Source organism: Streptomyces sp. NPDC058579 (genome assembly GCF_042718575.1).
Classification (GTDB): domain Bacteria; phylum Actinomycetota; class Actinomycetes; order Streptomycetales; family Streptomycetaceae; genus Streptomyces.
This window is the reverse complement of sequence record NZ_JBHXPI010000024.1, coordinates 77,591-104,076: the sequence shown is the minus strand read 5'-3', so window position 1 is coordinate 104,076 and position 26,486 is coordinate 77,591. Positions and strand designations below refer to the sequence as shown.

Genomic DNA, 26,486 nt, shown 5'->3' with positions numbered 1-26,486 from the left:
TCCCGGGGGGGGGGGGGGGGTCGGCGGGGGGGGGGTGGGGGCGGCGGTTCCCCCCCGCGTTAAGTCCGGGGTGGGGGCGGGGCCCGCGCCCGCCCCCCCCCCACCTCTCGCGTTCATGACTCAGGCACTCAGGTGCACTCAGGTGTACGTACGGGGTGTCAGTCGGCGACCACCAGCGACGGCGTCTCCTTCGTCAGCACCTCGCCCCGGAAGAACGCGGGGCTCTTGCGCTGCATGACCAGCATGATCACGAAGCCGACGAGGAGCAGTCCGACGCCGATCACGAAGACCGAGCCGACGCCGAGGACGGACGAGCCGCTGCCGTAGGCCGGGTCCCACATGTCGTACAGCGTCTTGCCGAAGACGGCGGTCAGCAGGACGCCGCCGAGGACCGGGCACAGGCCCTTGTAGACGAAGTCCCGGCCGGAGCGGAAGAGCTCCTTGCGGAAGTACCAGGCGCAGGCGAAGGCCGTCAGCGAGTAGTAGAAGCAGATCATCAGGCCGAGCGCGTAGATCGTGTCGACCAGGACGTTCTCGCTGACCAGGGTCATCACCGTGTAGAAGACGCCGGTGGCGACGCCCGCGACGATCGTGGCCTTGCCCGGCACCTTGAAGCGCGGGTGGACCTTGGCGAAGGACGGCGGGAGCGCCTCGTACGTCGACATCGCGAGGACCGTGCGGGCCACCGGGATGAACGTCGTCTGGAGGCTGGCCGCCGCGGAGGCGAGGACGGCGACGAAGAGCAGGATGCCGAGGACCGGGCCCATGACCGGGCCCGCGAGGGCCGCGAAGACGTTGTCGGAGGTCTCCGGGTTGGCGAGGCCGAGGCCGGTGTCGCCGGAGCCGACGGCCATCTGCGCGGCGACGCCGGTGGCGAGGTAGGAGCCGACCAGGACGACCATCGCGATGAGCGCGGCGCGGCCGGGGGTCTTGGTGGAGCCCGTGGTCTCCTCGTTGGTCGCCATGCAGGCGTCCCAGCCCCAGTACATGAAGATCGACAGGGAGAGACCGGCCGTGAAGGCGGCGAAGGACTGGACGGCGAACGGGTTCATCCACTCCCAGGAGAAGGAGAGCCCGGTGTCGAAGGCGCCGCTGCCGGCCTTCTGGAACGCCATCGCGACGAAGACCGCGAGGACGACGAGCTGGAGGCCGACGAGGGCGTACTGCACGCCCTTGGTGGCGGTCATGCCGCGGTAGCTGATCGCGGTCGCGATGGCGATGAGCACGAGGCAGGTGACGATGTGGACGGCCTTGTTGTCGTCCAGGGCGGCGATGGATTCGCTGCCGGTGAGTTCACCGGCGAGGAGCCAGAAGTACGAGGTCGCGACGCCTGCCAGGTTGGAGAGCACGATGATCGTCGCGATGACGAGGCCCCAGCCGCACATCCAGCCGATCTTGGGGCCGAAGGCCTTCACGGTCCAGGTGAAGGAGGTGCCGCAGTCGGGCATGACCCGGTTGAGCTCGCGGTACGCGAAGGCGACGAGCAGCATCGGGAGGAAGCCGGCGAGGAAGATCGCGGGCATCTGGAGGCCGACCTCCCCGGCGGTGGAGCCGAGCGTCGAGGTCAGACAGTAGACGGGGGCGACGGTCGAGATGCCGATGACGGCACTGCCCATGAGCCCGACGGAGTTGCCGCCGAGGCCCTTCTTCCGTACGCCGTGGCTGTCGGTGGTGGCGTCCGTGACGTCCCTTACCGTGTCTCCGGCCTGGGGCCGTGCTTCCACCTGAGTCATGAACAGGACGTTAAATGCTGCGGTTTCCACATCCGGATGACGCAAGTCCGGGACTTTGACCGATCTTCACCTTGCATTAAGAGGGCGAAAACAACCTCTGGACATTGATTGAAAGATCGACCACCGGGTCGCACCGACCGATTGGTAGGCGTCTCACCGACCGTCCGATATGCGAGAACCGCAGCACCGCCCCAAATGTCCGTTTTCAAATTTTCCCGAAGTATTTTCCGGGCCGCGCGCCGAGCCGCGCGGGAAGGGGGCTATCCCGGCCAGACCACCGCCTGCGTCTCGCTGTACGCGTGCAGGGCGTACGAGCCCACGTCCCGCCCCACGCCGCTCTTCTTGAAGCCGCCGAACGGGGCCTCCATGTTCCGTCCGATCGTGTTCACCCCGACGCCGCCCGCCCGCAGCCGGGCCGCGATACGGAATGCGCGGGCCACGTCCCCGGACCACACGTAGTCGAGGAGCCCGTAGTCGCTGTCGTTGGCGAGCGCGACGCCCTCCTCCTCCTCGTCGAAGGGGACGACCACGACGACCGGACCGAAGATCTCCTCCTGGACCACCCGCATGTCGTTCGTGCAGTCGGCGAGCAGGGTCGGGGCGACGTAGAAGCCGCGCTCCATGGCGGGCCGGACGCCGCCCGCCACCACCCGCGCGCCCTCCTTCTTCCCGAGCTCGATGTACGACTCCACCCGGTCGCGGTGGGCCGCCGAGATCACCGGGCCGACGACCGTGCCCTGGACCGTCGGGTCGCCGACCTTCATGAAGGCGAGGTAGCCGGTGAGCTTCTCGATCAGCTGCTCGTAGATCCCGCGCTGGGCGAGCACCCGGGTCGGGGCCGTACAGATCTGGCCGCTGTAGAAGGAGAAGGTGGTGCCGATGCCCATCACGGCCGAGTCGAGGTCGGCGTCGTCGAAGACGAGCGCCGCGCCCTTGCCTCCCAGCTCCATCAGCTGCCGCTTCAGGGCCCGGCCGCAGACCTCGCCGATCCGCTGGCCTACGGCCGTGGAGCCGGTGAAGGAGACCATGTCGACCTCGGGCGCGTCGACGGCCGCCTCCCCGACGGCGGCGCCGGCGCCCGAGACGACGTTGACGACGCCGGCCGGGACCCCCGCCTCCTCCAGTGCCCGGGCCATCGCGAAGACGGAGAGCGGGTCCTGCGGGGCGGGCTTCACCACGACCGTGTTGCCCATGGCGAGCGCCGGGGCGATCTTGCCGGCCGGGTTGGCCCAGGGGTTGTTGTACGAGGTGATGCAGGTGACGACGCCGACCGGGCGGCGCACGGCGACCGCGCCGAAGACCCCGGCCTTGCCCATGGGCCCGGCCTCGTTGATCTGCGGGGGCAGCGCCTGCTCGACGGGTTCCAGGGCGCCGCGCGCGTACCGCCGGAACCGGGAGGAGCCGACGGCGACCTGCATACCGCGCGCGGTGCCGGTGGTGGCGCCGGTCTCGGCCTGCGCGAGGGCCACGTTCGCCTCGGCGTCCCTAGCCATCAGGTCGGCGGCCCGGTCGAGGATCGCGGCGCGCTCCTCCGGTTTCGTACGGGACCAGGTCGCGAAGGCCTCGCGGGCGGCGGCCGCCGCCTCGTACACCTGGTGCGTGCTGGCCTCGGGCGCGAGGCCGACGACCTCCTCGGTGGCCGGGTTGACCACCTCGTAGTGCCCGCCGTCGGGCTCGACCCACGCGCCGCCGATGAAGAGTCGCTGATCCGGCTGGTTCATCGGGTGGACACCGTCCTCGTGTCGCGGCCCGAGCGCAGCACCCGGCCGGGGATCGCGCCGGTCACCTCGTCGTCGCGGATGGTCTCCACGCCGTTGACGCGGACGGAGACGATCCCGATCGCGCGCGAGTCGAGCCGGGGGCTGTCCCCCGGCAGGTCGTGCACGAGGGTCGCGGGCCCGGCGTCGATCCGCTCGGGGTCGAAGAGGACGAGATCGGCGTGGTAGCCCTCGGCGATCCGGCCGCGCTCGCGCAGCCCGAAGAGCCGGGCCGGGTCGTCGCTGAGCATCTTGACCGCCTGCTCGATCGGGACCAGCTTCCGGCCGCGCAGGCAGTCGCCGAGGAAGCGGGTCGTGTACGGGGCGCCGCACATCCGGTCCAGGTGCGCGCCGGCGTCGGAGCCGCCGAGCAGCACGTCCTCGTGCTCCCAGGTCTCGCGGCGCAGCGCCCAGGAGGCCGGGTCGTTGTCGGAGGGCATGGGCCACAGGACGGTCCGCAGCTCGTCGTTGGCGCAGATCTCGACGAGGCACTGGAAGGGGTCCTGGCCGCGTTCGGCGGCGATGTCGTTGACGACGCGCCCGGTGAGGCCCTCGTTCTCGCGGCTGTACGTGTCCCCGATGACGTACCGGCCGAAGTGCGCGAGGCGGCGGAAGACGCCGGCCTCCTTGGATTCGGCGCGGCGCAGCATCTCGGCGCGGACGTCCGGGTCGCGGAGCTTGGCGATCCGCTCGGGGACGGGGAGGCCCAGGATCTCGCCCCAGCCGGGGATGAGGTTGAGGGCGCAGAACGTGCCGAGCGACATGTTCATGGGGGTCAGGATCGGCATGGTCAGGGCGACGATCCGGCCGCCGGACTTGCGGGCGCGTTCGGAGGCGAGGAGCTGGCGCGGGACGCGTTCGGGGACGGCGGCGTCGATGGTGAGGACGTTCCAGTTGAGGGGGCGTCCCGCGGCGGCGGTCATGTCGACGAAGAGGTCGATCTCGTCGTCGGAGAACTGGTCGAGGCAGCCGGCCAGGATCGCCTCGATCTGGGTGCCCTCGTGCTCGCCGACGGCCTTCGAGAGGGCGACGAGTTCGGCGGGCGAGGCGTGCCGGGAGGCGACGGGGGCGCCGTCGCCGTCGGAGTGGGTGGCGGACTGGGTGGTGGAGAGGCCCCAGGCGCCGGCGTCCATGGCTTCACGGAGGAGGGCGGTCATCCGCTGGATCTGCTCGGGCGTGGCCTCCCCGCCCACGGCTTCGGCCCCCATGACGTACCTGCGGAGGGCGCAATGCCCCACCATGAAACCGGCGTTGACGGCGATGCGCCCTTCGAGGGCGTCGAGGTACTCGCCGAAGGAGGACCAGCTCCAGTCGACGCCCTCCTCCAGGGCCTTGAGGGCCATGCCCTCGACCTTGGACATCATGCGGCGCGTGTAGTCGGCGTCCTCGGGCCGGTCCGGGTGGAGCGGGGCGAGGGTGAAGCCGCAGTTGCCGCCGGCGACGGTGGTGACGCCGTGGTTCATGGAGGGCGTGGCGAAGGGGTCCCAGAAGAGCTGGGCGTCGTAGTGGGTGTGCGGGTCGACGAACCCGGGGGCGAGGACGAGGCCGCGGGCGTCCTCGGTGGTCCGGGCGACGGCGTCCGCCTCGGCGAGAACGATCCGCCCGTCCCGTATCCCGATGTCGGCGACGCGTGCGGGGGCGCCGGTGCCGTCCACGACGGTGGCGCCCTTGATCAGGTGGTCGAGCATGACGGTCCTTTCGGCACGTGGACTGCCCCGGCCGGGACCCCCGCAGTCGGCCGCGACTGCGAAGCCCCCGACCGGGGCCGGTGACGGAACGGCGATCCGGGAAGACACCGCCCCGCGCTCGTGGTGGGCGGGGGCCTTTCCCCCACCCCGCCCCTTCCCGAAACCCTGCCGGGGGCGGGTATGGGGCTGCTCGCTCAGTTGCACTCGGGACTGCGCCCCCGCCCCGGAAGGCGGGTGGAGTCCCCGGGACTGCGCCCCCGCCCCGGAAGGCGGGTGGAGTCCCCGGGACTGCGCCCCCGCCCCGGAAGGCGGCAGCTTCGCGCCGCCCACACCCGTTGTGGGCAGTCGTTCCGCAGGGCGGAACGGGTGGGCACAACGGACGGCGCCCTGGCGGGCGCGTCCGCTCCAAGCGGCCCTGCGCCCACGGGGCCGGCACCCCGTGAAGACCGTCCGCGCGGAAGCCCTGCCCCACGGGGGCGGTGCCCCGTGCGGGGTGCCCGAGGCCTTCGGCCCTCCGGGCCGGGACCCCGTGCGGGGCGCCCGCGCAAGAGGCCCCTGCCCCTGCCCCGCCCTCCGTCAGGCGCCCGCGGCGTTGCGGAAGCGGGTGGTGCGGTGGATCGGGTCCGTGTCGATCTTGGGGATCACGTGTTCGCCGATCAGCTTGATCGAGTTCATCGTGTCCTCGTACGAGATCCCGATCGGCAGGCCGAAGGAGAGCTGGTCCGCGCCCGCCTGCTCCCAGCGCTTGCACTGGGCCAGGACCTCCGCCGGGTCGCCGCAGATCATCAGCTCCTCCGCGATGAGGAGTTCGATGATCTCCGCGCTGTACTCGGGGAGCAGCTCCGGCCACTCCGGGACGCCCTCGGGGCGCGGGAAGGTGTCGTGGTAGCGGAAGAGCAGCGACTGCAGGTAGTTGAGCCCGCCGCCGACCGCGATCTCGACCGCCTTGTCGTGCGTCTCGGCGCAGATCGCGGTCGAGGTGACCATGACGTTGTCGTTGACGAAGTCACCGACCGCCTTGGCCTCCTTGATCGCCGTCTTGTACGACTCGAGGACCCACTCCATGTCGGAGACCTTCTGCACGCTGAAGCCCAGGACCCCGAGCCCCTTCTTCCCCGCCATCGCGTACGAGGGCGGCGAGCCGGCCGCGTACCACATGGCCGGGTGGGACTTCCCGTACGGCTTGGGCAGGACCTTGCGCGGCGGCAGGGACCAGTGCTTGCCCTGGAAGCCGACGTACTCGTCCTGGAGCCACATCTTGGGGAACTCGGCGATCGTCTCCTCCCAGAGCTCCTTCGTGTGGTTCATGTCGGTGATGCCCGGCATGAACCCGAGGATCTCGTGGGAGCCCGCCCCGCGCCCCGAGCCGAACTCGAAGCGGCCCTGGGAGAGATGGTCGAGCATCGCGACCTTCTCCGCCACCTTGACCGGGTGGTTCACCGGCGCGAGGGGGTTGAAGATGCCCGATCCCAGGTGGATCCGGTCGGTCGCGTGGGCGAGGTAGCCCAGGTAGACGTCGTTCGCGGAGAGGTGCGAGTACTCCTCCAGGAAGTGGTGCTCGGAGGCCCAGGCGTACTTGAACCCGGACTTGTCCGCCTGGATGACGTACTCGGTCTCCTCCATCAGCGCCTTGTGCTCGGCCTCGGGATCGGTCTCGGCACGCTTGCCGACGTATCCCTGTACGAAGATCCCGAATTCCAAGGGGGTTCACCGTCCTCGTTGTTTCTGACGTACCGTCAGATTCTCGATGTGCCCGACTTTCGCACCGCACGGCGGGTCAGTCAATAGCTGACGAGCCGTCAGAACAGCGTCACGCCCGCCAGCCAGCCGCCGTCGACGACGAACGGCTGACCCGTGATGTACGAGGAGTCCTCCGCGGTCAGGAAGAGCGCGAGCGCCGCCACCTCCTCCGGCTTCCCGATCCGCCCCATCGGCACGAGCTTCTGGTACAGCCCCGCCGTCGCCTCCGGGTCCACGCCCTCCGGATTGCTCATCGGGGTGTCGATCGCCCCCGGGCAGACCGCGTTGACCCGGATCCTCTTCGCCGCCAGCTCCAGGGCCGCGACCCGGGTGAGCCCCAGCACCGCGTGCTTGGTGGCGGCGTACGCGCCGACGCCCGCCATGCCCGTCAGCCCGGTGTACGACGCCGTGTTGACGATCGTGCCGCCACCCGCCGCCTCGATCTCGGGCGCGACCGTCCGTATCCCCAGGAAGCAGCCCACCTGGTTGACCTGGACGATCGCCTGGAACTCCTCCAGCGGGGTGGACACCAGCTCGTTGAAGCGCAGGATCCCGGCGTTGTTCACCAGGCCGTCGATCCGCCCGAAGCGCTCCTTGGCGACCGCCACCGCCGCCGCCCAGTCCTCCTCCTTCGTGACGTCGAGGTGGACGTAGACCGCCCGCTCCTCCCCCAGCTCCTTCGCCAGCGCCTCGCCCGGCGCGTCGAGCACGTCCCCGAGGACCACCCGCGCCCCCTCCGCCGCGAAGAGCCGCGCCTCCTGCTCGCCCTGCCCGCGCGCCGCGCCCGTGACGACGACGACCCGCCCGTCCAGCTTGCCCATGTCGGTCCAACTCCTCAGCTCAGGTGGGGGGCGACCTCGGCGGCGAACGCCGCCATCTGATCGGTGAGTTCGGTACGGCTCCGGGAGCGGAACCGCACCTGGATCTGGTGCACGCCCATCGCGCCGTACGCGTTCAGCGACTCCGCCAGTGCCTCCGGCTTGCCGGACAGCGTGCGCCGGCCGAGCTCCCAGCCCGCCTCGCCCACGTACAGCGCCTCGGTGATCGCCCCGACGGTGATCGGGTCCGCGACACCGGCCTCCTCGCGGAGCGCCTTGAGGCGGGCGATCTGGACGGCCAGCTTCTCCCTCGGGTCGCCCTGCGGCAGCCAGCCGTCGCCCTTGACCGCGGCCCGGCGCACGGCGGCGGGCGACGAGCCGCCGACCCAGACCGGCACCCGCGCCTGGGCGGGCCGGGGCCGCTGCCCGAGGTCCTTGAAGGCGAACCGCTCCCCCGCGTGCTCCGGGAACTCCTCGGGCCCGAGGGCCGCCCGCAGCGCGTCGATCGTCTCGTCGAGGACCGGGCCCCGGCGCACGAAGTCCGCGCCGACCGCCTCGAACTCCTCCTGGACGTGCCCGGCCCCGACCCCGAGGACCAGGCGGCCGCCGGAGAGGTGGTCGAGGGTCGCGTACGCCTTCGCCGACACCAGCGGGTGGCGCAGGCCGACGACGGCGACGTGCGAGAGCAGCCGGACGCGCTCGGTCGCGGCGGCCAGGAAGGAGAGGGTGGCGACCGGGTCGTACCAGATGGTGCCCATAGGCCCGGCGAGCCGGCGCGGGATGGCGACGTGGTCGCAGCTCGCGATGTAGTCGAAGCCGGTGCGGTCGGCGACGCGGGCGATCTCCAGCAGGTCGGCGGGGCCCGCGTCGGCCTCCCAGGGCTCGGCGTAGAGGGTGCTCTGCGACTGGACCGGGAGCTGCATCCCGTAGACCACCATGATGGGACCCCCTGCTCTTGATCTGACGATTCGTCATATGGATCGGCGGGTCTCATGCTTGCGTCTGACGGTGCATCAGACAAGGGCCGTGCGGTGACGAGATCCCGGAACCGTTCCGGGCATGTCTCGGAGCCGTAACCGGCTGAGTGACCCCCGCGGCCGCCCCCGTACTCCCCCTCGAAGGCAGCACACGAAGGGCATCGACGCCCGCACCACACAGGGGGAACCATGAAGATCCAGCGCCTCGGAACGATCGCCGCCGTCACCACCGCGGCCGCGCTCCTGCTCACCGCGTGCGGCGGCGGTACGGAGGACAAGGCGACGGACAAGGCGGCGGACAAGCCCGCGGCGAGCGGCACCAGCTCCGCCGCCCCCGCCGCCTCCTCGGAGTTCACCTCCCTCAGCGGCACCGCCAAGCAGAACAAGGCCCAGCCGAAGACCGGCGACTGGGCCAACTCGCCCGGCAAGCCGCAGAAGTGGGTGCAGCTGAGCGCCGCGAGCGCGGGCGCGCTCTCGCCGGTCGTCGTCAACGGCGCGGGCTTCACGCTCTACCGCTTCGACAACGACACCGCGAACCCGTCGAAGGCCACCTGCAACGGCGCCTGCGCGACCACCTGGCCTCCGGTGGTCGTCGCGCCCGGCGGGCGGATCTTCATCGACGGCGTCAAGAAGTCCGACGTGGGCGTCGTCAAGCGGGACGACGGCAAGCTCCAGGTCACCGTCGGCGGCTGGCCCGTCTACCGCTTCAACAAGGACCTGCGGCCCGGCGACACCAACGGCCAGGGCGTCGGCGGCACCTGGTTCGGCGTGACCCCGGACGGCAAGAAGGCCGGCGGCGGCGCGAGCGCGCCCGCCGGCGGGAAGAGCAGCGTCACCCTCTCCGACGAGAAGAACTTCGGCGACCCCTCGGAGGGCCTGGCCGGCACGGGCTGCCAGAACGTGGGGCGCGACGACAGCGCGTCCTCGCTGCAGGCGAGCGGCACGGTGAAGATCTGGACGGAGAGGGACTGCAAGGGCACGTCGAAGTCGGTGAGCGGCAACATCGCCGACCTCGCGTCGATCGGCTTCGACAACGCGATCTCGTCGGTCCGCTTCGGCTGAGCCGCTGATCCGCACGGACCTGTGAGGCCGCCACTCCGCTCGGGGGTGGCGGCCTCACCCATGTACCGCTACGGCACCCAGAGCCCCTCCGCCGACAGCCCGAGCAGCTCGATCGCGTTGCCGCGCACGATCCGCTCGACGACGTCCGGGGCCAGGTGCCCCATCTGGGCCTCGCCGACCTCGCGCGACTTGGGCCAGGTGGAGTCGGAGTGCGGGTAGTCCGTCTCGTAGAGGACGTTCCCGGCCCCGATCGCGTCGAGGTTCTTCAGGCCGAAGGCGTCGTCGAAGAAGCAGCCGTAGACGTGCTCGGCGAAGAGCTCCGACGGCGGGCGCAGCACCTTCTCGGCCACGCCGCCCCAGCCCCGGTTCTCCTCCCACACCACGTCGGCGCGTTCGAGGATGTACGGAATCCAGCCGATCTGGCCCTCCGCGTACATGATCCGCAGGTTGGGGAAGCGCTCGAACTTGCCGCTCATCAGCCAGTCGACCATCGAGAAGCAGCAGTTGGCGAAGGTGATCGTGGAGCCGACGGCCGGCGGGGCGTCGGCGGAGGTGGACGGCATCCGGCTGGAGGAGCCGATGTGCATGGCGACGACCGTGCCCGTCTCGTCGCAGGCGCGCAGGAAGGGGTCCCAGTAGTCGGTGTGGACGGAGGGGAGCCCGAGGTGAGGGGGTATCTCGGAGAACGCGACCGCGCGCACGCCCCGGGCGGCGTTCCTGCGTACCTCCTCGGCGGCGAGGTCGGCGTCCCAGAGCGGGATGAGGGTGAGCGGGATCAGGCGTCCGTGGGCCTCGGGCCCGCACCACTCCTCCACCATCCAGTCGTTGTAGGCGCGGATGCCGAGGAGCCCGAGTTCGCGGTCGCTGGCCTCGGTGAAGGTCTGCCCGCAGAAGCGCGGGAAGGTGGGGAAGCAGAGGGCGGACTGGACGTGGTTGACGTCCATGTCCGCGAGCCGGTCGGGCACGGAGTACGAGCCGGGGCGCATCTGCTCGAAGGTGATGACCTCGAGCTTGATCTCGTCCCGGTCGTAGCCGACGGCGGTGTCGAGGCGGGTGAGCGGCCGGTGCAGGTCCTCGTACACCCACCAGTCGCCGATCGGCCCGTCGTCGCCCTTGGCGCCCATGACGGGCGCGAACTTGCCGCCGAGGAAGGTCATTTCCTTCAGGGGCGCGCGGACGATCCGGGGGCCGGTGTCGCGGTACCTGGACGGGAGCCGGTCCCGCCAGACGTGAGGCGGCTCCACGGTGTGGTCGTCCACCGAGATGATCTTCGGGAAGGTCTCCATGCGTTTCACGGTAGCGCTGATCTGACGACCCGTCAGCTCCTTGTGCGCGTACGAGCGGGTTCCGGCGACCGTCTCGTCGGCCGGAACCTGTCGGATCATGGGGCAGGACTTGTGCAGACAGTCACCCGATGCTGACGCGCCCCCTCCGGACAAGGCAGACTGTCTTGGGCGAAACCAGCGGTACGGGCAGGGGGAGCTATGGACCGTGCGAACGGCCCGCGAGTTCCGGAGCAGCGCGCTCCGTCGACAGGTCCCGGCGTCGTCGGTCACGACGATGTCGGTCACGACCTGCGCTTCGGTGTGCTCGGCCCGGTGCGTGCCTGGCGGGACGGCGAGGCCCTGCCCTCCGGCTCGCCCCAGCAACGTGCCCTGCTCGCCGCGCTCCTGCTGCGCGACGGGCGGACGGCCACGGCCGGCGAGCTGATCGACGGCATCTGGGGCGACGAACCGCCCTCGCAGGCCCTCGCGGCGGTACGGACGTACGCCTCGCGGCTGCGCAAGATCCTGAACCCCGGGGTGCTGGCCTCCGAGTCCGGCGGCTACGCCATCCGCACCGCCCACTCCGGTGCGCTCGACCTGAACGTCGCGCAGGACCTGGCCGCCGAGGCCGACAAGCTGCGCGGGGCCGGTGACCGCACGGCGGCCCGGTCGCGGCTGAACAAGGCCCTCGGGCTCTGGGACGGCGAGGCGCTGGCCTCCGTACCGGGGCCGTACGCCGAGACGCAGCGCACGCGCCTGGAGGAGTGGCGGCTCCAGCTCCTGGAGACCCGGCTCGACCTGGACCTGGAGGCGGGCGCGCACGCGGAGGCCGTCTCCGAGCTGACCGCGCTCACGGCGGCGCACCCGCTGCGGGAGCGGCTGCGCGAGCTCCTCATGCTGGCGCTCTACCGCAGCGGCCGGCAGGCCGAGGCCCTCGCCGTGTACGCGGACACCCGCCGGCTCCTCGCCGACGAGCTGGGCGTCGACCCGAACCCGGAGCTGTCCCGCCTCCAGCAGCGGATCCTGCGGGCCGACGCCGAACTGGCCCGCCCGGTCGAGGAGTCCGCGCCCGCGCCGACCGTGGCCCGGCCCGCGCAACTCCCGGCGACCGTCCCCGACTTCACCGGCCGCGCCTCCTTCGTACGGGAGCTGGGCGACCAACTGGCGACCGCCGAGGGCTCCGTGATGGCCGTCTCGGCGCTCGCGGGCATCGGCGGCGTCGGCAAGACGACGCTCGCGGTGCACGTGGCGCACGAGGCCCGCCCGCACTTCCCCGACGGCCAGCTGTACGTGGACCTCCAGGGCGCCGGCTCCCGCTGGGCGGCGCCCGAGACGGTCCTGGGCGCCTTCCTGCGGGCCCTCGGGACACCGGACTCGGCGATCCCCGACTCGCTGGAGGAGCGGGCTGCGCTGTACCGCTCCACGCTCGACGGCCGCCGGGTCCTGGTGCTGCTCGACAACGCCAGGGACGCGGCCCAGGTCCGGCCGCTGCTGCCGGGCACGGCGGGCTGCGCGGCGCTCGTGACCAGCCGGATCCGGATGGTGGACCTGGCGGGGGCGCACCTGGTGGACCTGGACGTGATGTCCCCGGAGGAGGCGCTGCAGCTCTTCACCCGGATCGTCGGCGAGGAGCGCGTCTCGGCGGAGCGCGAGGCGGCCCTGGACGTGGTCGCCGCCTGCGGCTTCCTCCCGCTGGCGATCCGTATCGCCGCCTCGCGCCTGGCGGCGCGCCGCACGTGGACGGTGGCCGTCCTGGCGGCCAAGCTCGCGGACGAGCGGCGCCGCCTGGACGAGCTCCAGGCGGGCGACCTCGCGGTGAAAGCGACCTTCGAGCTCGGCTACGGCCAGCTGGAGCCGGCCCAGGCCCGCGCCTTCCGCCTGCTGGGCCTCGCGGACGGCCCGGACATCTCCCTCGCGGCGGCCGCGGCCGTCCTCGACCTGGAACTCCACGCCACGGAGGACCTCCTGGAGGCCCTGGTCGACACCTCCCTCCTGGAGTCCGCCGCCCCGGGCCGCTACCGCTACCACGACCTCGTACGCCTCTACGCGCGTGCATGCGCGGAGCGGGACGAAGAGCCCCCGACGGAACGCGAGAGGGCCCTGTCGCGCCTCCTCGACTTCTATCTGTCGACGGCGGCCCGGGTGTACGCGATCGAGCGCCCGGGGGACCGGACCGTGGCGCATCTGGAGGCCACCGACCACGCCGGCCTGGAGTTCTCGGACCACGCCGTGGCCCTCGACTGGCTGCACGCCGAGGCCGATTGCGTCCTGGCCTGCGCCCAGCAGTCCCTGGCGTCGGGCTCCCTGCGCCGGGCCGTCGACCTCCTGATGGCCACGAAGGACCTGGCCGAGTCGGGGGTCAACGCCCTGCGGTACGAGGTGGCGGCGGTGGCCGCGCGGAACGCGGCACGGAAGCTCGGGGACGCCCGCTCCGAGGGCCGGGCGCGCACCACGCTCAGCCAGGTCTACAGCACCGCCGGGCGGTTCGACGAGGCCGACGAGGAGGCCCGGCTCGCGATGGACCTCGGGCAGGCGTCCGGGGACCCGTGGACCGGGGGGAACGCGCCGAACGAGCGCGGCATCCTGGCCCTGTACGAGAACCGTCACGTGGACGCGGAGACCCATCTCTCCCAGGCACGGGACGCGTTCCGGCTCGACGCGAACAAGCCCGGCGAGGCGAGCGCGCTGTGCAATCTGTCGCGCGTCCACCTCGCGACGGGACGCGTCGCGAGCGCCGTCGAACTGGCGACGCAGGGCATCGTGCTCTACCAGGAGGCGGACACCGGGCTCGCCCTGCGGCTGGCCAACGGCAAGTACGCCCTGGGCCTCGCGCTGACGGCGTCGGGGCAGACCGTGCAGGCCCGTGCGGTGCTCACCGAGGCGCTCAGCGTCTTCCAGGAGAGCCGGCAGCAACTGTGGCACGGGATGACCCTGTTCCGGCTCGCCGAGGTCCACCTCGCCGAGCGCCGGTACGCGGCCGCGGCCGCCCATTCCGAGCAGGCGCTGTCCGTGCTGCACGGCATAGGCGGGGAGTGGCGCAGGGCCAACGTGCTGACCGTGCTGGGCCGGGGCCTCACGGCTCTCGGGCAGACGGACCGGGCGCGCGCGTGCTGGAGCGACGCCCTCGCGGTCTTCGAGGGCCTCGGTTCGCCGGAGGCCCAGGACGTGCGCCTGCTGCTGCGGCCGGCGGCGGTTGCCTGACCCGGACGGGTCGTTCATCAATCGTTTATCGCCGCACGGCAGGATCGTCCTCATCGACCCGTCCCGTCGGGGGGCAGGCGGTTCGACACGTGGCCCCACCGTTAAGGTGATCGGCCCTGGACGTCCGCCCGGCGGTCCTCGGGGGAATTGCCGGGCGTACGTCCCACAGTCCCACAGTGCCCAACGACTTCAGGAGCTGGCTCCATGGCCGACAACGTCAAGCCCACGGATTCGCACGCGACCGGCGAGGACATCGCGTCCATGGACTCGCACGCCACGGGCGCGCCCATCAAGCCGCTCGACTCCCACGCCACCGGCGAGGAGATCACGACCATGGACTCGCACGCCACGGGGTCGCCCATCAAGCCGCTGGACTCCCACGCGACGGGCGAGCCGCTCAAGTAGAGAGCCGAGCCGGCCCACGGGGGAACGGGGGACGGGGGCCGGCTCTTGCCGGGGACGGCCGCGGCGGCACCGACGGGGGAGTCGCCGAGGCCGTAACCGTCCGGAAGCGAGCAGCGCACGCACTCGGGGGACGTCCATCGGGCCCGGGGGGACCCGAAGGACAGAGCGCGAACCGCGCCGCGACCGGACACGCAAGACGGAGGGGCCGGGCAATCGCCCGGCCCCTCCGGTGTGGGCACGCTGGTGGTGACCGCCCGCTTAGACGGCCTGGACCAGCACGTTCGGGGCGCACAGCTTCCGCATGTCGTCCTCGTCCGACGTATAGACCGTGACCAGCCCCCGCTGCCGCCCCGCGATGACCGCGAGCGCCGCGTCGATGGCGTACTTGTGGCCGTGCAGGCCCGCGTTCCTCAGCAAGGAGATCGCCGCAGCGGCCACCTCCTCGGTGACCGGTTCGACCACGATGCGGGAGAGGAACCACTTCCACGCCGCGTACGGGACTCGGTCGTGGTACGCCTCGATCAGCGTCATCGAGCTTGTCACGACCCGGGCACCGGTGCGGTGGGCGTCCTTCAAGCGGGCCTTCATGCCCGGATCGCCCAGAACCGACTTGGACAGTCCCTCACTGTCCAAGACGTAGCAGATGTCGCTCACGCGGCATCCGCCCGCGGCGCCGCCGAAGTCTCAGCCTCAGCGCGCTCGCGCGCTTCCCGCTCCTCGTGCCAGCGCTCGATCTCGCGCCGTTCCGCCTCGGCGGCAGCGAGCTCCTCGTCGGTGACGGGCCCGTACTCCTCCTCCATCCAGGCGACGAGCTCCCCCAACCGGTCCTGCTCCCGCTGCCGCCGTATGGCGTGCGTGACGTACGCGCTGAAGCCGCCCGGGCCTACTTCGGCACGGATCTCCTCCGCCAGCTCCTCCGGCAGGGTGACCGTGTACTTCTTGGTTGCCATACCGCCCACCATACCGCCCTCGCGAGTGACCGGCATCACTCGCGAGGGTGATCGCAGGCGTCAGTTCCGCGCGTACGAGCCGAGGCCCACCAGGCAGTAGACGTACTCGTTGATCGTCGCGCCGTTGATGGTGTAGCGGTGGGAGAAGGCGTACTCGGTCTTCGAGTTGCTGTTGCACTTGTTCAGGTCCGAGGTCAGCGGGAACGTCTGGATCACCTTGTAGTGCGCGTCCGACGCCGAGCAGGAGACCTCCTCCACGCCCGAGACGCTCTGCGCGGTCTCGGAGTTCGGGAGCTCGCCGTTGAGGCACGTGCCCTTCGTGTACGGGTCAGGCGCCGGCTCGGTCGTCTGGGTGGGGTCCGGGGTCGGCGCGGTCGTCGAGTCGAGCGGGTTCTCGGACGAGAAGCTCGGCGAGGGCGCGGTCGTGCTGCCGCCGCCCGCGTTGTCCGTGCTGTCGCTGTCGTTGTTCGAGAAGATCAGGAACCCGATCACGCCCGCGACGACGAGCGGCACGACGCAGCCGAGGATCCCGGACTTGCGCGGGGGCGCCGCCGACTGCGGGGCGGAGCCGGCGAAGAGGTTGACGCTGATGCGCAGCTGGATCACCGTGCCGTCGGCGGTGCGCGCCGGGACGAGGTCGCCGTGGCGGCACGGCGGCACGGAGACGTTGGTGGGGCCGGTCGGCAGCTGGACGGTGATGATCACGCCTGTGGCGGCCTGCTGCGGGGAGAGCGTGAGAGGGAACTCGGGCGACGACACCTGCTGCTCCAAGGGGTGAAGGCTGTGTGGTGCTGGGGACGGGGACGGACGCGGTGCTCAGGGCGGGACGGACGTACGCGAGCGGTGTCCGGGGTCGCCGTGCCTCCGGACCCCGGCCGCCCCACCCACCCCGCCCGTCGTGCTCGTCGTGCTTCGCGCTTCGTGCTTGCCGTGCTCGTTCGGCTGACGCCTGCCCATATGACGTGTACTCGACCGGTGTTGGTTGCAGCGCGCCGCCCGCCGGCCCCACCGCCCCCTACCGCCCCCGCAGCACCCCCTTCACCACCTTCCCGCTCGCGTTCCTCGGCAGCTCCCCCACGAACTCCACCGCCCTCGGGACCTTGTAGTTCGCCATCTCCCGCCGCGCCCACGCGATCAGGTCGTCCGCCGTCACCGTCGCCCCCGCCCGCCGGACCGCGAAGGCCTTGCCGACCTCGCCGAGCCGGGTGTCCGGGACGCCGATGACCGCGACGTCGGCGATGTCCGGGTGCAGGCCCAGGAGTTGCTCGATCTCCGCCGGGTAGGCGTTGAAGCCGCCCACGATGAACATGTCCTTGATCCGGTCCGTGATCCGCAGGTTCCCCGCCTCGTCCAGGACGCCCACGTCGCCCGTGTGCAGCCAGCCGTCCGCGTCGATCGCGCGGGCCGTCTCCGCCTCGTCCTCGAAGTAGCCGCTCATCACGTTGTGGCCGCGCACCAGGACCTCGCCCGCCGGCGAGAGCCGGACCTCCGTGTCCGGGATCGGCCGGCCGGAGGTCGTCGCGACGACCTCCGGCGCGTCCCCCCGGCGGCACATCGTCACGATCCCGCTCGCCTCGGACAGTCCGTACGCCGTCAGGACCGTGCCCACGCCCAGCTCCCCCCGCAGCCGCTCCACAAGCCGCAGCGGCACCACCGCCGCGCCCGTGACGACCAGCCGCAGCGCCGAGAGTCCGTGGGACGTACGGGACGGGTGGTCCAGGATCGACTGGTGCAGCGTCGGCGGGCCCGGCAGCACCGAGATCCGTTCCGCCGCGATGTTGGCGAGGACCGTGTCCACGTTGAAGACCGGCTGCGGGATCATCACCGCGCCCCGCATCAGGCACGCGATGATCCCGGCCTTGTAGCCGAACGTGTGGAAGAAGGGGTTCACGATGAGGTAGCGGTCGCCCTCGCGCAGGCCCGCCAGCTCCGACCAGATCGCGTAGCAGCGCAGGGTCTGGGCGTGCGTGATCACCGCGCCCTTCGGCGCACCCGTCGTCCCCGAGGTGTAGATGATGTCCGAGGGGGCGGAGGGATCGAGGGAGTCCGCCCGCGCCCGGACCGCCGCCCCGCTCACCCCGTCGCCCTCCGCGAGGAAGGACTTCCACGTCACGTAGTCGTCCGGGGCGGTCTCGCCGAGCACCACCACCCGCTCCAGGTCCGGGAGTTCGACCTCCGCACGGCGCAGGGACGCGACGTACGAAGTACCCAGGAACGTGCCGGTGATGAAGAGCAGCTTCGCCCGGGAGCTGGAGAGGACGTACGCCGCCTCCGTGCCCTTGAAGCGGGTGTTCAACGGGACGAGCACCGCGCCCGCCGTCACCGCGCCGAGCGCCGAGACGATCCAGTCCAGCGTGTTCGGCGCCCAGATCGCGACCCGGTCGCCCCGCTCCACGCCCGCCGCCATGCAGGCGGCCGCCGCCCGTTCGACCCGCGCGCCCAACTCCTCGTACGAGACCCGGTTACGGCCCTCGACGACCGCCTCCGCCGTCCCGTACCGTTCGGCCGCCGCGCGCACCAGGCCCGCTATGGAGCCCCACTCCAGGTCACCGCGCATAACCGCCCCTCCCGCCGCACCCGTAGCTGACTATCCGTCAGATTAGCTGTAGCCTGACGCGCTGTCAGCAGTGAGGACGAGCGAGGGGGTCGTGTGCTCAAGGACCGCACAGCCATCGTCGGCATCGGAGAGACGCCGTTCGCCAAACAGCTCCCCGAGTCGGAGAAGACCCTCGCCTGCCGGGCGATCCTCGCCGCTCTCGACGACGCCGGGATCGCCCCCTCCGAGGTCGACGGCTTCGCCTCGTACACGATGGAGGAGACCGACGAGGTCGAGGTCGCCAAGGCCATCGGCGCCGGGGACGTCACCTTCTTCTCCAAGATCGGGTACGGAGGAGGTGGATCCTGCGCGACCGTCGGGCACCTCGCCGCCGCCGTCGCCACCGGGCAGGCGAGCGTCGGCGTCGCCTGGCGCTCGCGCAAGCGCGGCAGCGGGCCCCGGCCCTGGAAGAACACCGCCGCCCAGCTGCCCACCCCCGGCCAGTGGACCCGCCCCTTCGGACTGCTGCGCCCCACCGACGAGATCGGCATGCTCGCCCGGCGCTACATGCACGAGTACGGAGCGACCCGCGACCACCTCTTCAACGTCGCCCTCGCCTGCCGCAACCGCGCCAACCAGAACCCGGCCGCGATCATGTACGAACGCCCGCTGACCCGCGAGATGTACATGACCGCCCGCTGGATCAGCGAGCCCCTCTGCCTCTTCGACAACTGCCTGGAGACCGACGGGGCGTTGGCCTGCGTGATCGTCAGCGCCGAGCGGGCCCGCGACTGCCGCCGGAAGCCCGTGTACGTCCACTCCGCCGCCCAGGGCCTGCCCGCCCAGCACCACGGCATGGTCAACTACTGGAACGACGACCCGCTCACCGGCCCCGCCTGGACCGCCGCCCGACACCTGTGGAAGCAGGCCGACTTCGGCCCCCAGGACGTCGACGTCGCCCAGATCTACGACGCGTTCACCCCGCTCATCCCGCTCTCCCTGGAGGGCTACGGCTTCTGCGAGCGCGGCGAGGGCGCCGCGTTCACCGAGGGCGGCGCACTGGAGATCGGCGGCCGGCTGCCCATCAACACCGGCGGCGGCGGCCTCAGCGAGGCGTACGTCCACGGCTTCAACCTCATCAACGAGGGCGTGAAGCAGCTCCGGGGCACCTCCACCGCCCAGGTCCCCGACGCCTCGACCTGCCTGGTCACCGCCGGCGAGGGCGTCCCCACATCGGCCATCCTGCTGCGAGCCTGAGGAGTTGAGTTCCACCATGCTGACGCCTGTCGTGGACGAGGACGGCGCGCCCTTCTGGGAGTACGCCGCCCGTGGCGAGCTGCGGATCCAGGGCTGCGCCGGCTGCGGCGAACTGCGCTTCCCGCCCCGGCCCTGCTGCCCGCACTGCCAGTCCTTCGCCGCCGAGTGGCGGCTGATGTCCGGGCGCGGCCGCATCTGGTCGTACGTCCTGCCCCACCCGCCGCTGCTGCCCGACTACGCCGCCCAGGCCCCGTACAACGCCGTCGTCGTCGAACTCGCCGAGGCGCCCCGCATCCGGCTCGTCGGCAACGTCGTCGCCACCCCGGACGCGGCCCTCGACTCCGTCGACCCGGCGCGGCTGCGGATCGGGGCGGGCGTGAAGGTGGCGTTCACCGAGATCGACGGCATGGCCGTGCCGCGCTGGCTCCTGGAGCGCGGATGACCGTCACCGTCGCACGCGACAAGGAGACCGGCGTCGCGGTCGTCACCCTCGACCGGGCCGACAAGCACAACGCCATCACCCTGGACATGGCCCGCCAACTGGGCGAGATCTGGCGGGAGTTCCGCTTCGACGACACCGTACGGGCGGCCGTCGTCACCGGCGCCGGACAGCGGGCCTTCTGCACCGGCATCGACCGGGCGGCCGCCACGGGCGTCCCGCAGCCCTCCTCCCCGTACACGATCGACGACCCGCTGATCGCCATCGGCCCCAAGGCCAACGACCTGTGGAAACCGGTCGTCGCCGCCGTGGAGGGCATGGCCTGCGGCGGCGCGTTCTACCTCCTCGGCGAGGCCGAGTTCCTCGTCGCCGGCGAGGGCGCCACCTTCTTCGACCCGCACACCACCTACGGGATGGTCAGCGCCTTCGAGACCATCCACATGGCCCAGAAGATGCCCTACGGGGAGATCGCCCGGATGGCGCTCATGGGCAGCGCCGAACGGATCTCGGCCCGCCGCGCGTACGAGACGGGCCTCGTCTCCGAGCTGACGGCGGACGGCGGCGCGCTGGACGCCGCCCGCCGCGCCGCCGCCGTCGTGGCGTCCCACCCGACCGAGGCGGTGCAGGGCACGGTCCGGGCGCTCTGGTCGGCCAAGGAGGCCGCCCGCGCCCAGGCCCTCGCCCACGCACCGCACCTGGTCACGCTCGGCAACCTGCCGCCGCAGCGGCAGTCCGAGCTGTTCGTCAGGCGGGGGGACGGCTTCCGGCTGCGGTGACCCCGCTACTGCTCGGTCACTGCTCCGTCACCCGGTCGACCGCGCACGTCTTCACCTTCGCGACCGTCTTCGGGCTCGCCATCGCGACCTCGAAGGTCTTCGTCTCGCCCGGCTCGACCGTCACGAGCTTCGACGCCTCGTCGACGTCCACCCCGCCGGAGCCCTCGAAGTCGACCTCGACCTTGAACGTCTGGGTCATGATCTCGCGCGAGGTGATCTCCAGGGTCGCCGTCGTGTCCGCCTTACGGGCCGGCTTGCCCTTCCGCTTCTTCTGCTCCGGCTTCACACAGTCGACGACCACCACGTCCACCGTGGAGGTCGGGGACGACGTGACGCTCGGCGTGGGCGCGGTGGTGTAGTCGCTGCCGCCGCTCGAACTTCCGAGGTCGTTGTTGTCGTCGTAGTCGTAGTCGTTGTTCTTCTTCTTGGAGCTGGAGCAGCCGCCTCCGGAACCGCTGCTCTTGCTCTTGCCCCCGCTGCCGCCGCTGCTCTTGCTCGTCTGGAAGCCCGTCAGCGCGAGCACCACCACTGTGAGCGTCGCCGCGAGCTTGAGCCCCCTGCGGCGCGCCGTCCCCGTTGCCATTGCGCTCCTTCTGTCGTGTCCGCGCCACCCTAGTGGGTGTCTCGCCGGCGCCGCGTGGCGTGCCCCCCGTACCCGGCGTAGCGTCAAGACCGAGAGCCGGACCGGTAAGGAGGCCGATCGATGGTCCGCAACATCATCGGCTCGGTCCTGGCCCTCGCCGGAGCGACGGCCGCCGTCTGGAGCCCCTTCCGTGCCTGGTACGACGGCCGTCACGGCAGCGACTACCGCATCGAGGACCTGTTCGGCGGCATCACCGACGCGAAGGCGGAGGTGATCGGCTCGATCCTGCTCCCGTTCGCCTTCGCGGCCCTGGTCACCCTGCTCGGCGTGGTGCTGCGCTCCCGGCTGCTCGTGGCCTTCGCCGGCCTCGTCGTGCTCGGCTTCACCATCCTGTGGATGGTCCGCGTCGGACAGGCGGAGGGCAGCCTGACGGTCGGCGGGGACGGTACGGGGCTCGGCATCGGCGTCGCGAACGCCTTCGGCGGCGGGCTCCTGCTGCTCCTCGGCGCACTCGTCATGTCGGGCCGCACACGCGCCCACACCGTGCCCCTGGAACCGGAGCCGACGTACCCGATGCGCCCCACGTACCCCACGCTGGACGGCGGCGAGCCCACCCGGACGATGGGCGTCCCCACCTGGGATCCCGACCGGGACCGGACGCAGGCGCAGGACTGGCCCCCGACACAGGCCCCGGACTGGGACCGCGACCGGACCCAGGTCCAGGACTGGAACCAGGGCCAGGACTGGAACCAGGGCAAGGCCCCCGGCCCGGGCCAGAACGACCGCGCCTGAGCCCTCGCGTACGGGCTCAGGCCTCAGGCCCTCAGGCCCCCGGGCGTCACGCCCGTCATGCCCTCCGCGTCAGACCCTCGGCGCCGCGCCCCGTCCCGTGGCCGTGCCCTTCACCGCGTCCAGCGCGTACACGCACCGGTCCTTGCTGCACGCGTACACGACCCCGGCCCGCGCCACCGGCGAGCCCGTGATCTCGCCGCCGGTCGCCAGCTTCCAGCGCAGCTGGCCGCCCGCCGCGTCCAGCGTGTACAGGACGTGGTCCGCCGAACCGAAGTGCACGCGCCCGTCGGCCACCACCGGCGTGCCGATCAGCTCGCCGCCCGCCGCGAACCGCCACTTCGGCGTGCCCGTGACCGCGTCGAGCGTGTACAGCGCGCTGCCGCTGCCGACGTGCACGTTCCCGTTGACGACGAGCACCGGCTCACCGGACTGGCGGGACTCGGTCGCGATCCGCCAGCGGTCCTGGCCGGTCGTCGCGTCCAGGGCGTACACCGTGCCGAGGTAGTCGGAGAGGTAGACCCCGCCGCCCGTGACGGCAGGACCGGGGGCGAAGGCGGGCGGGGAGAGGAAGACCGCGGGCGCCTCGAAGTGCCAGCGGACGTGCCCGCCCGCGTTGTCGATCGACAGCACGCGCGTACCGGCCGCGACGTACACGCAGCCGTCCTCCGCCGGAGCCACCCGCACCGGCACGTTGCCGCAGGACGCGGCGTCGCCGACCGGGTACGACCAGCGCTCCGCACCCGTACGGGCGTCGAGCGCCTGGAGCCGGGCCTCCCGCCACACGTACACGGTGTCGCCGTGCACGGCGGGCCCCGCCTCCGGGGTCTCGAAGTCGGTCTGCGCGCCGGTGATCTCCCACAGCTTGGCGCCGTTGGAGGCCTCCCAGCCCTGGACCCCGCCGCCGCGCGTGCCGGTGACGACCGTGCCCCGGTCGACCTTGAGCGAGTACACCCAGGCGTCGGTCTGGAGCCGCCAGCGCTCGCTGCCGTCGGTGGCGTCGAGGGCGTAGAGCGTGGGCCCGTCGGAGGCGTGGATACGGCCCTGGGCCACGGCCATCGACCAGGCGACGTCCCGCGTCTTGAACTGGCGGCGGCCGCTGGCCACGTCGAGGGCGTGCACCTCGAAGGAGGTGACGTAGAGCAGGTCGCCCGCGACGACCGGGGTGCCCCAGACGTCGTTGGACATCCGGAAGCGCCAGGGCCGCCAGTGCGCGGGCTCGGGCTCCGGCGTCGGCGGGGGTACGGGCAGCCGGGTGTCCGGCTGGGGGCTCGGCTCGTGGGTGTGCGTGCCGCCGGGCGGGCGGATCCAGCCGGTGGCGGTGCTCGAGTCGACGACCGGGCCGAGCGCGGCGCGGGTGTCGGCGACCCGGAGACCGGGGCCGATCTGGACGCCGGCGCCCGCGAGCCGTACGGGACCGCCGACCTCGGCGGGAGAGCCCGCGTGCCGGCCGCCGCCCTGGCCGCCGCGCCCGTCGCCGCTCCACTCCGGCGGCTGCCGGGGCGGGCGGGGCGGGGTGGGCGGGCTGACCGGGGGCGGCGGGAGGGTGGTCCGGCCGCCGCGGCGCCGCTCGATCATCTCGACGGCCGACTGCGGCAGCCAGGCCGACGCCGTACCGCTGTCGTCGCTGCCCGGACCGAAGAGATGCGGCGCGAGCTGGGCCTGCAGATCGGCCGGGGTGGGGCGGCGCGAGACGTCCATCTGCATACAGGAGTCGATGAGCGGCCGCAGCTCGTCCGGCAGCCCTTCCAGGTCAGGACCCTCCCTGAGCAGCATGAACACCGTCTCGACGGGGTTGGCGCCGTGGTACGGCGCGTGCCCGGTGGCGGCGAAGACGAGCATGGACCCGAGCGAGAAGACGTCACTCGCGCCGGTGACGCTGCGCGAGTCGCGGGCCTGCTCGGGCGACATGTACGCGGGCGTGCCGACGGCGACGTTGGTCATGGTCAGCCGGGTGTTGGAGACCCCCGAGGCGATACCGAAGTCGATCACCCGGGGGCCGTCCTCGACGACGAGGACGTTCGACGGCTTCAGGTCGCGGTGGACCAGACCGGCGCCGTGGATGGACTGCAGGGCCTCGGCGACCCCGGCGGCCAGCCAGCGGACGGCCTGGGCCGGCAGCGGCCCGCACTCGTTCACTATCTCTTCGAGGGAGGGCGCGGGGACGTACGCGGTGGCCAGCCACGGCACGGCGGCCCGCGGGTCGGCGTCGACGACGGCGGCCGTGTAGAAACCGGAGACGGCCCGGGCGGCCTCGACCTCACGGGTGAAACGGACACGGAACAGCTGGTCCTCGGCGAGCTCGGTCCGCACGGTCTTGATCGCCACGCGCCGCCCGGAGGCCGAGCGCGCGAGATAGACGAGACCCATGCCACCTGCACCGAGCCGGCCCAGCACCTCGAAGGGCCCGATCCGTCTCGGGTCGTGCTGCGTCAGCTGCTCCACTTGCCTGCCACCTCCCCGTACGGGCCATGAGGGTACGGCCCCGTGGCCCTGATTCTTCCTGTCCGAGGCGCCGGTTGCGAACCCGGGGGCGGATCGGGGTGTCTCAGCGCATATCGCCGGAGGGGGCGGGGGGCCTTTCGTCCGGTTCGACCGGTTCGGGGGCGGGGGTGGAGGCGGGGGTGGAGGCGGGCTCGTCCGCCGCGTTGCCCTCTCCCTCCGGTTCCTTCGGTTCGGCGAGGATCGCGAAGCGGGCGCCCTGGTTGTCGTGGAGGACGGCGATGCGGCCGTGGGGGGTGTCGAAAGGCGGGTTCGTGACGCGGCCGCCGAGGGCGACGGCCGTCGCGCAGGTCTCGTCGCAGTCGGCGACGGCGAAGTAGACGAGGACGTGGCCCGGCATCGCGGCCGGGAAGGCGTCGGTGAGGACGGCCCGGCCGCCGAAGGCGGTGTCGTCGCCGGCGCGCGAGCCGGGCGGGGACCAGACGCGGTAGTCGAAGTCGCTCTCCCTGCCCTCTTCGCCCGGTTCCACCTGGCGGCCGAGGTAGCCGAAGACGGAGGCGTAGAAGGTGTCGACCGCGTCGCGTTCCCTCGTATAGACCTCCATCCAGCAGAAGGAGCCGGGGAGCATCGTCTTCTCGAAGCCGTTGTCGTCGCCCGCCTGGCGCAGTCCGAACACGGCCCCGCCGGGGTCGGCGGCGAGCGCGAGGACGCCGAAGGGGCCCACGGGGTACGGCTCCATGATCATCTGGCCGCCGGCGTTCCTGATCCGGGCGGCGAGCGTGCCGGCGTTCGCGGTGGAGAGGTAGACGGTCCAGGTGGTGGGCATCCGGCCGTCGCTCTTCGGTACGAGCCCGGCGACGCGCTTGCCGTCACTGAGGGCCTCGTCGCGGTCGGGGTCGAAGGTCCAGCCGAAGAGCTCGCGGTAGAACCGCTTCCCCGCCTCCAGGTCGGAAAGCTGTGCCTCCACCCAGCAGGGGGTGCCCTCTGTGAATGCCGCCATGGCTCCACGCTAGGTCGCGGGACCCCTCCCCGCACGCCCCATAATCGAACATACCGCCATATAGGGAGGCGCTCGCCTCGGCCTCGACGGAGTTGTCCACCGAAGTTGTCCACAGGCTGTTAATAAGCCTTTTCGAGTGGAGCACCCCTCGGCCGGGCTCCCCGGGGCTCCTGGGGCCCTGGGGCCCTGGGGCCACCCGGGGCTCCTGGGGTCCGGGGGGCCACCCGGGTGCCGCCCCGGAGGGGGTGCACCCCATTTGCAGTCGGCCGAATCGCGCGCCGATCACTGCTCGGTAAGCTGACGGCATGACAGGACAAGTACGCACCGTCGACGGCCGCGTGGCCGGACGACGCGGTCAGGCGACGCGGCAGAAGCTGCTCGACTGCCTCAGCGAGATGCTCAGCTCCTCGCCGTACCGGGACGTCAAGGTCATCGACGTGGCCCGGAAGGCGGGCACTTCCCCCGCGACGTTCTACCAGTACTTCCCCGACGTCGAGGGTGCCGTCCTCGAGATCGCCGAGGAAATGGCCAAGGAGGGCGCCGCGTTGACCGAGCTGGTCTCCGGCCGCTCCTGGGTCGGGAAGGCCGGCTGGCAGACCTCCGAGGAACTGGTCGAGGGCTTCCTGGACTTCTGGCGCCGGCACGACGCGATCCTGCGGGTCGTGGACCTCGGCGCCGCCGAGGGCGACAAGCGGTTCTACAAGATCCGCATGAAGATCCTGAACTCCGTCACCAACTCCCTTACGGACGCGGTGAAGGACCTCCAGGCCAAGGGGAAGGTCGACAAGGACGTCAGCCCCGCGGCGATGGCGGGATCCCTGGTGGCGATGCTGGCCTCGGTGGCCGGCCACCAGAAGGGGTTCCAGACCTGGGGCGTGAAGCAGGCCGAACTGAAGCCGAACCTGGCGCTGTTGGTGCACCTGGGGATCACGGGCAAGAAGCCGACGAAGTAGCCCGCCCGGCTCGCCGGCAGACCCCCGTACCCGCGCTTCGTCCGTCCTGTCGCGCCGGCGGCGGCCTCTTCCCGAGACCGCCGCCGGCGTTCCCCTGTCCGGAGGCGGTACGCCG

22 protein-coding genes are annotated in these 26,486 nt (G+C 71.9%); 8 read left to right on the top strand and 14 right to left on the bottom strand.

Translation table 11 applies throughout. The annotated features are described in order from the left end of the window. Positions 1–158: 158 nt before the first annotated feature. The 6 genes from ACFWRO_RS24620 to ACFWRO_RS24595 all read right to left on the bottom strand — a co-directional run bounded on the left by ACFWRO_RS24620 (position 159) and on the right by ACFWRO_RS24595 (position 8,674). A complete protein-coding gene (locus ACFWRO_RS24620) occupies positions 159–1,733 on the bottom strand; it encodes an APC family permease (protein ID WP_384513281.1) in 1,575 nt (524 codons plus the stop codon). Positions 1,734–1,993: 260 nt separating this feature from the next. Continuing rightward, positions 1,994–3,454, bottom strand: coding sequence for an aldehyde dehydrogenase family protein (locus tag ACFWRO_RS24615; RefSeq protein WP_384513280.1), 1,461 nt, complete (start codon positions 3,452–3,454; stop codon positions 1,994–1,996). Further along, positions 3,451–5,178: an amidohydrolase family protein gene (locus tag ACFWRO_RS24610; RefSeq protein ID WP_384513278.1), complete on the bottom strand. Its 1,728-nt coding sequence runs from the start codon at positions 5,176–5,178 to the stop codon at positions 3,451–3,453. Before ACFWRO_RS24610 ends, ACFWRO_RS24615 begins: the two co-directional genes overlap by 4 nt. A 576-nt stretch (positions 5,179–5,754) precedes the next feature. Continuing rightward, positions 5,755–6,879, bottom strand: coding sequence for an LLM class flavin-dependent oxidoreductase (locus tag ACFWRO_RS24605; protein WP_384513276.1), 1,125 nt, complete (start codon positions 6,877–6,879; stop codon positions 5,755–5,757). 98 nt (positions 6,880–6,977) lie between these two features. Continuing rightward, the gene (locus tag ACFWRO_RS24600) at positions 6,978–7,739 is read right to left on the bottom strand and encodes an SDR family NAD(P)-dependent oxidoreductase (protein WP_384513274.1); all 762 of its coding nucleotides are present in this window, start codon (positions 7,737–7,739) and stop codon (positions 6,978–6,980) included. Between the two features lie 14 nt (positions 7,740–7,753). Further along, entirely contained in the window at positions 7,754–8,674 is a 921-nt protein-coding gene (locus tag ACFWRO_RS24595) for a TIGR03619 family F420-dependent LLM class oxidoreductase (RefSeq protein ID WP_384513272.1), read from the bottom strand. 228 nt (positions 8,675–8,902) lie between these two features. Between ACFWRO_RS24595 and ACFWRO_RS24590 the strand changes: the two genes are divergently transcribed. Next, on the top strand, positions 8,903–9,775 hold the full coding sequence (locus ACFWRO_RS24590) for a hypothetical protein (protein ID WP_384513271.1): 873 nt from the start codon (positions 8,903–8,905) through the stop codon (positions 9,773–9,775). 68 nt (positions 9,776–9,843) lie between these two features. On the opposite strand, the gene ACFWRO_RS24585 is transcribed toward ACFWRO_RS24590, so the two are convergent. Continuing rightward, entirely contained in the window at positions 9,844–11,061 is a 1,218-nt protein-coding gene (locus tag ACFWRO_RS24585; protein ID WP_384513292.1) for an amidohydrolase family protein, read from the bottom strand. A 198-nt stretch (positions 11,062–11,259) separates the two neighbouring features. On the opposite strand from ACFWRO_RS24585, the gene ACFWRO_RS24580 reads away from it, so the two are divergent. Then, positions 11,260–14,241, top strand: coding sequence for a BTAD domain-containing putative transcriptional regulator (locus ACFWRO_RS24580; protein WP_384513269.1), 2,982 nt, complete (start codon positions 11,260–11,262; stop codon positions 14,239–14,241). Positions 14,242–14,445: 204 nt separating this feature from the next. After that, positions 14,446–14,646 (top strand): hypothetical protein, encoded by a 201-nt coding sequence (locus ACFWRO_RS24575; protein ID WP_384513267.1) that lies wholly within the window; start codon positions 14,446–14,448, stop codon positions 14,644–14,646. A 258-nt stretch (positions 14,647–14,904) separates the two neighbouring features. On the opposite strand, the gene ACFWRO_RS24570 is transcribed toward ACFWRO_RS24575, so the two are convergent. From ACFWRO_RS24570 to ACFWRO_RS24555, 4 genes are all read right to left on the bottom strand, one after another. Further along, positions 14,905–15,300, bottom strand: a complete 396-nt coding sequence (locus tag ACFWRO_RS24570) for a hypothetical protein (protein ID WP_384513265.1) — start codon at positions 15,298–15,300, stop codon at positions 14,905–14,907. After that, the gene (locus tag ACFWRO_RS24565; protein ID WP_384513263.1) at positions 15,297–15,596 is read right to left on the bottom strand and encodes a ribbon-helix-helix domain-containing protein; all 300 of its coding nucleotides are present in this window, start codon (positions 15,594–15,596) and stop codon (positions 15,297–15,299) included. Before ACFWRO_RS24565 ends, ACFWRO_RS24570 begins: the two co-directional genes overlap by 4 nt. 60 nt (positions 15,597–15,656) lie before the next feature. Next, positions 15,657–16,367 (bottom strand): hypothetical protein, encoded by a 711-nt coding sequence (locus ACFWRO_RS24560; RefSeq protein ID WP_384513261.1) that lies wholly within the window; start codon positions 16,365–16,367, stop codon positions 15,657–15,659. A 244-nt stretch (positions 16,368–16,611) separates the two neighbouring features. Continuing rightward, positions 16,612–18,153 (bottom strand): FadD3 family acyl-CoA ligase, encoded by a 1,542-nt coding sequence (locus tag ACFWRO_RS24555; protein WP_384513259.1) that lies wholly within the window; start codon positions 18,151–18,153, stop codon positions 16,612–16,614. A gap of 93 nt (positions 18,154–18,246) precedes the next feature. On the opposite strand from ACFWRO_RS24555, the gene ACFWRO_RS24550 reads away from it, so the two are divergent. From ACFWRO_RS24550 to ACFWRO_RS24540, 3 genes are read left to right on the top strand one after another with little or no spacing between them, the layout of a single operon-like run. Continuing rightward, positions 18,247–19,389, top strand: a complete 1,143-nt coding sequence (locus ACFWRO_RS24550) for a lipid-transfer protein (protein WP_384513258.1) — start codon at positions 18,247–18,249, stop codon at positions 19,387–19,389. Between the two features lie 16 nt (positions 19,390–19,405). After that, complete coding sequence (locus tag ACFWRO_RS24545) at positions 19,406–19,831, top strand: Zn-ribbon domain-containing OB-fold protein (RefSeq protein ID WP_384513256.1); 426 nt, start codon at positions 19,406–19,408, stop codon at positions 19,829–19,831. Then, positions 19,828–20,604, top strand: a complete 777-nt coding sequence (locus ACFWRO_RS24540) for an enoyl-CoA hydratase/isomerase family protein (RefSeq protein WP_384513255.1) — start codon at positions 19,828–19,830, stop codon at positions 20,602–20,604. The genes ACFWRO_RS24545 and ACFWRO_RS24540 overlap by 4 nt, the downstream gene beginning before the upstream one ends. Before the next feature lie 16 nt (positions 20,605–20,620). Here ACFWRO_RS24540 and ACFWRO_RS24535 read toward each other — a convergent pair whose 3' ends face one another. After that, positions 20,621–21,187 (bottom strand): hypothetical protein, encoded by a 567-nt coding sequence (locus ACFWRO_RS24535; protein WP_384513253.1) that lies wholly within the window; start codon positions 21,185–21,187, stop codon positions 20,621–20,623. Positions 21,188–21,307: 120 nt separating this feature from the next. On the opposite strand from ACFWRO_RS24535, the gene ACFWRO_RS24530 reads away from it, so the two are divergent. Further along, positions 21,308–21,979, top strand: a complete 672-nt coding sequence (locus ACFWRO_RS24530; RefSeq protein WP_384513251.1) for a hypothetical protein — start codon at positions 21,308–21,310, stop codon at positions 21,977–21,979. Positions 21,980–22,048: 69 nt separating this feature from the next. On the opposite strand, the gene ACFWRO_RS24525 is transcribed toward ACFWRO_RS24530, so the two are convergent. Then, positions 22,049–24,421 (bottom strand): PQQ-binding-like beta-propeller repeat protein, encoded by a 2,373-nt coding sequence (locus ACFWRO_RS24525; RefSeq protein ID WP_384513249.1) that lies wholly within the window; start codon positions 24,419–24,421, stop codon positions 22,049–22,051. Between the two features lie 103 nt (positions 24,422–24,524). Next, on the bottom strand, positions 24,525–25,418 hold the full coding sequence (locus ACFWRO_RS24520) for a VOC family protein (protein WP_384513247.1): 894 nt from the start codon (positions 25,416–25,418) through the stop codon (positions 24,525–24,527). A 305-nt stretch (positions 25,419–25,723) separates the two neighbouring features. Here ACFWRO_RS24520 and ACFWRO_RS24515 point away from each other — a divergent pair, with 305 nt between their 5' ends. Beyond that, a complete protein-coding gene (locus ACFWRO_RS24515; RefSeq protein ID WP_362013000.1) occupies positions 25,724–26,371 on the top strand; it encodes a TetR family transcriptional regulator in 648 nt (215 codons plus the stop codon). Positions 26,372–26,486: the final 115 nt, after the last annotated feature.

What these genes read in the sequence shown, in the direction of transcription:
- ACFWRO_RS24620 (WP_384513281.1), bottom strand. Translation starts at nt 1,733, where the DNA reads ATGACTCAGGTGGAAGCACGGCCCCAGGCCGGAGACACGGTAAGGGAC.
- ACFWRO_RS24615 (WP_384513280.1), bottom strand. Translation starts at nt 3,454, where the DNA reads ATGAACCAGCCGGATCAGCGACTCTTCATCGGCGGCGCGTGGGTCGAG.
- ACFWRO_RS24610 (WP_384513278.1), bottom strand. Translation starts at nt 5,178, where the DNA reads ATGCTCGACCACCTGATCAAGGGCGCCACCGTCGTGGACGGCACCGGC.
- ACFWRO_RS24600 (WP_384513274.1), bottom strand. Translation starts at nt 7,739, where the DNA reads ATGGGCAAGCTGGACGGGCGGGTCGTCGTCGTCACGGGCGCGGCGCGC.
- ACFWRO_RS24595 (WP_384513272.1), bottom strand. Translation starts at nt 8,674, where the DNA reads ATGGTGGTCTACGGGATGCAGCTCCCGGTCCAGTCGCAGAGCACCCTC.
- ACFWRO_RS24590 (WP_384513271.1), top strand. Translation starts at nt 8,903, where the DNA reads ATGAAGATCCAGCGCCTCGGAACGATCGCCGCCGTCACCACCGCGGCC.
- ACFWRO_RS24585 (WP_384513292.1), bottom strand. Translation starts at nt 11,061, where the DNA reads ATGGAGACCTTCCCGAAGATCATCTCGGTGGACGACCACACCGTGGAG.
- ACFWRO_RS24580 (WP_384513269.1), top strand. Translation starts at nt 11,260, where the DNA reads ATGGACCGTGCGAACGGCCCGCGAGTTCCGGAGCAGCGCGCTCCGTCG.
- ACFWRO_RS24575 (WP_384513267.1), top strand. Translation starts at nt 14,446, where the DNA reads ATGGCCGACAACGTCAAGCCCACGGATTCGCACGCGACCGGCGAGGAC.
- ACFWRO_RS24565 (WP_384513263.1), bottom strand. Translation starts at nt 15,596, where the DNA reads ATGGCAACCAAGAAGTACACGGTCACCCTGCCGGAGGAGCTGGCGGAG.
- ACFWRO_RS24555 (WP_384513259.1), bottom strand. Translation starts at nt 18,153, where the DNA reads ATGCGCGGTGACCTGGAGTGGGGCTCCATAGCGGGCCTGGTGCGCGCG.
- ACFWRO_RS24545 (WP_384513256.1), top strand. Translation starts at nt 19,406, where the DNA reads ATGCTGACGCCTGTCGTGGACGAGGACGGCGCGCCCTTCTGGGAGTAC.
- ACFWRO_RS24540 (WP_384513255.1), top strand. Translation starts at nt 19,828, where the DNA reads ATGACCGTCACCGTCGCACGCGACAAGGAGACCGGCGTCGCGGTCGTC.
- ACFWRO_RS24535 (WP_384513253.1), bottom strand. Translation starts at nt 21,187, where the DNA reads ATGGCAACGGGGACGGCGCGCCGCAGGGGGCTCAAGCTCGCGGCGACG.
- ACFWRO_RS24530 (WP_384513251.1), top strand. Translation starts at nt 21,308, where the DNA reads ATGGTCCGCAACATCATCGGCTCGGTCCTGGCCCTCGCCGGAGCGACG.
- ACFWRO_RS24520 (WP_384513247.1), bottom strand. Translation starts at nt 25,418, where the DNA reads ATGGCGGCATTCACAGAGGGCACCCCCTGCTGGGTGGAGGCACAGCTT.
- ACFWRO_RS24515 (WP_362013000.1), top strand. Translation starts at nt 25,724, where the DNA reads ATGACAGGACAAGTACGCACCGTCGACGGCCGCGTGGCCGGACGACGC.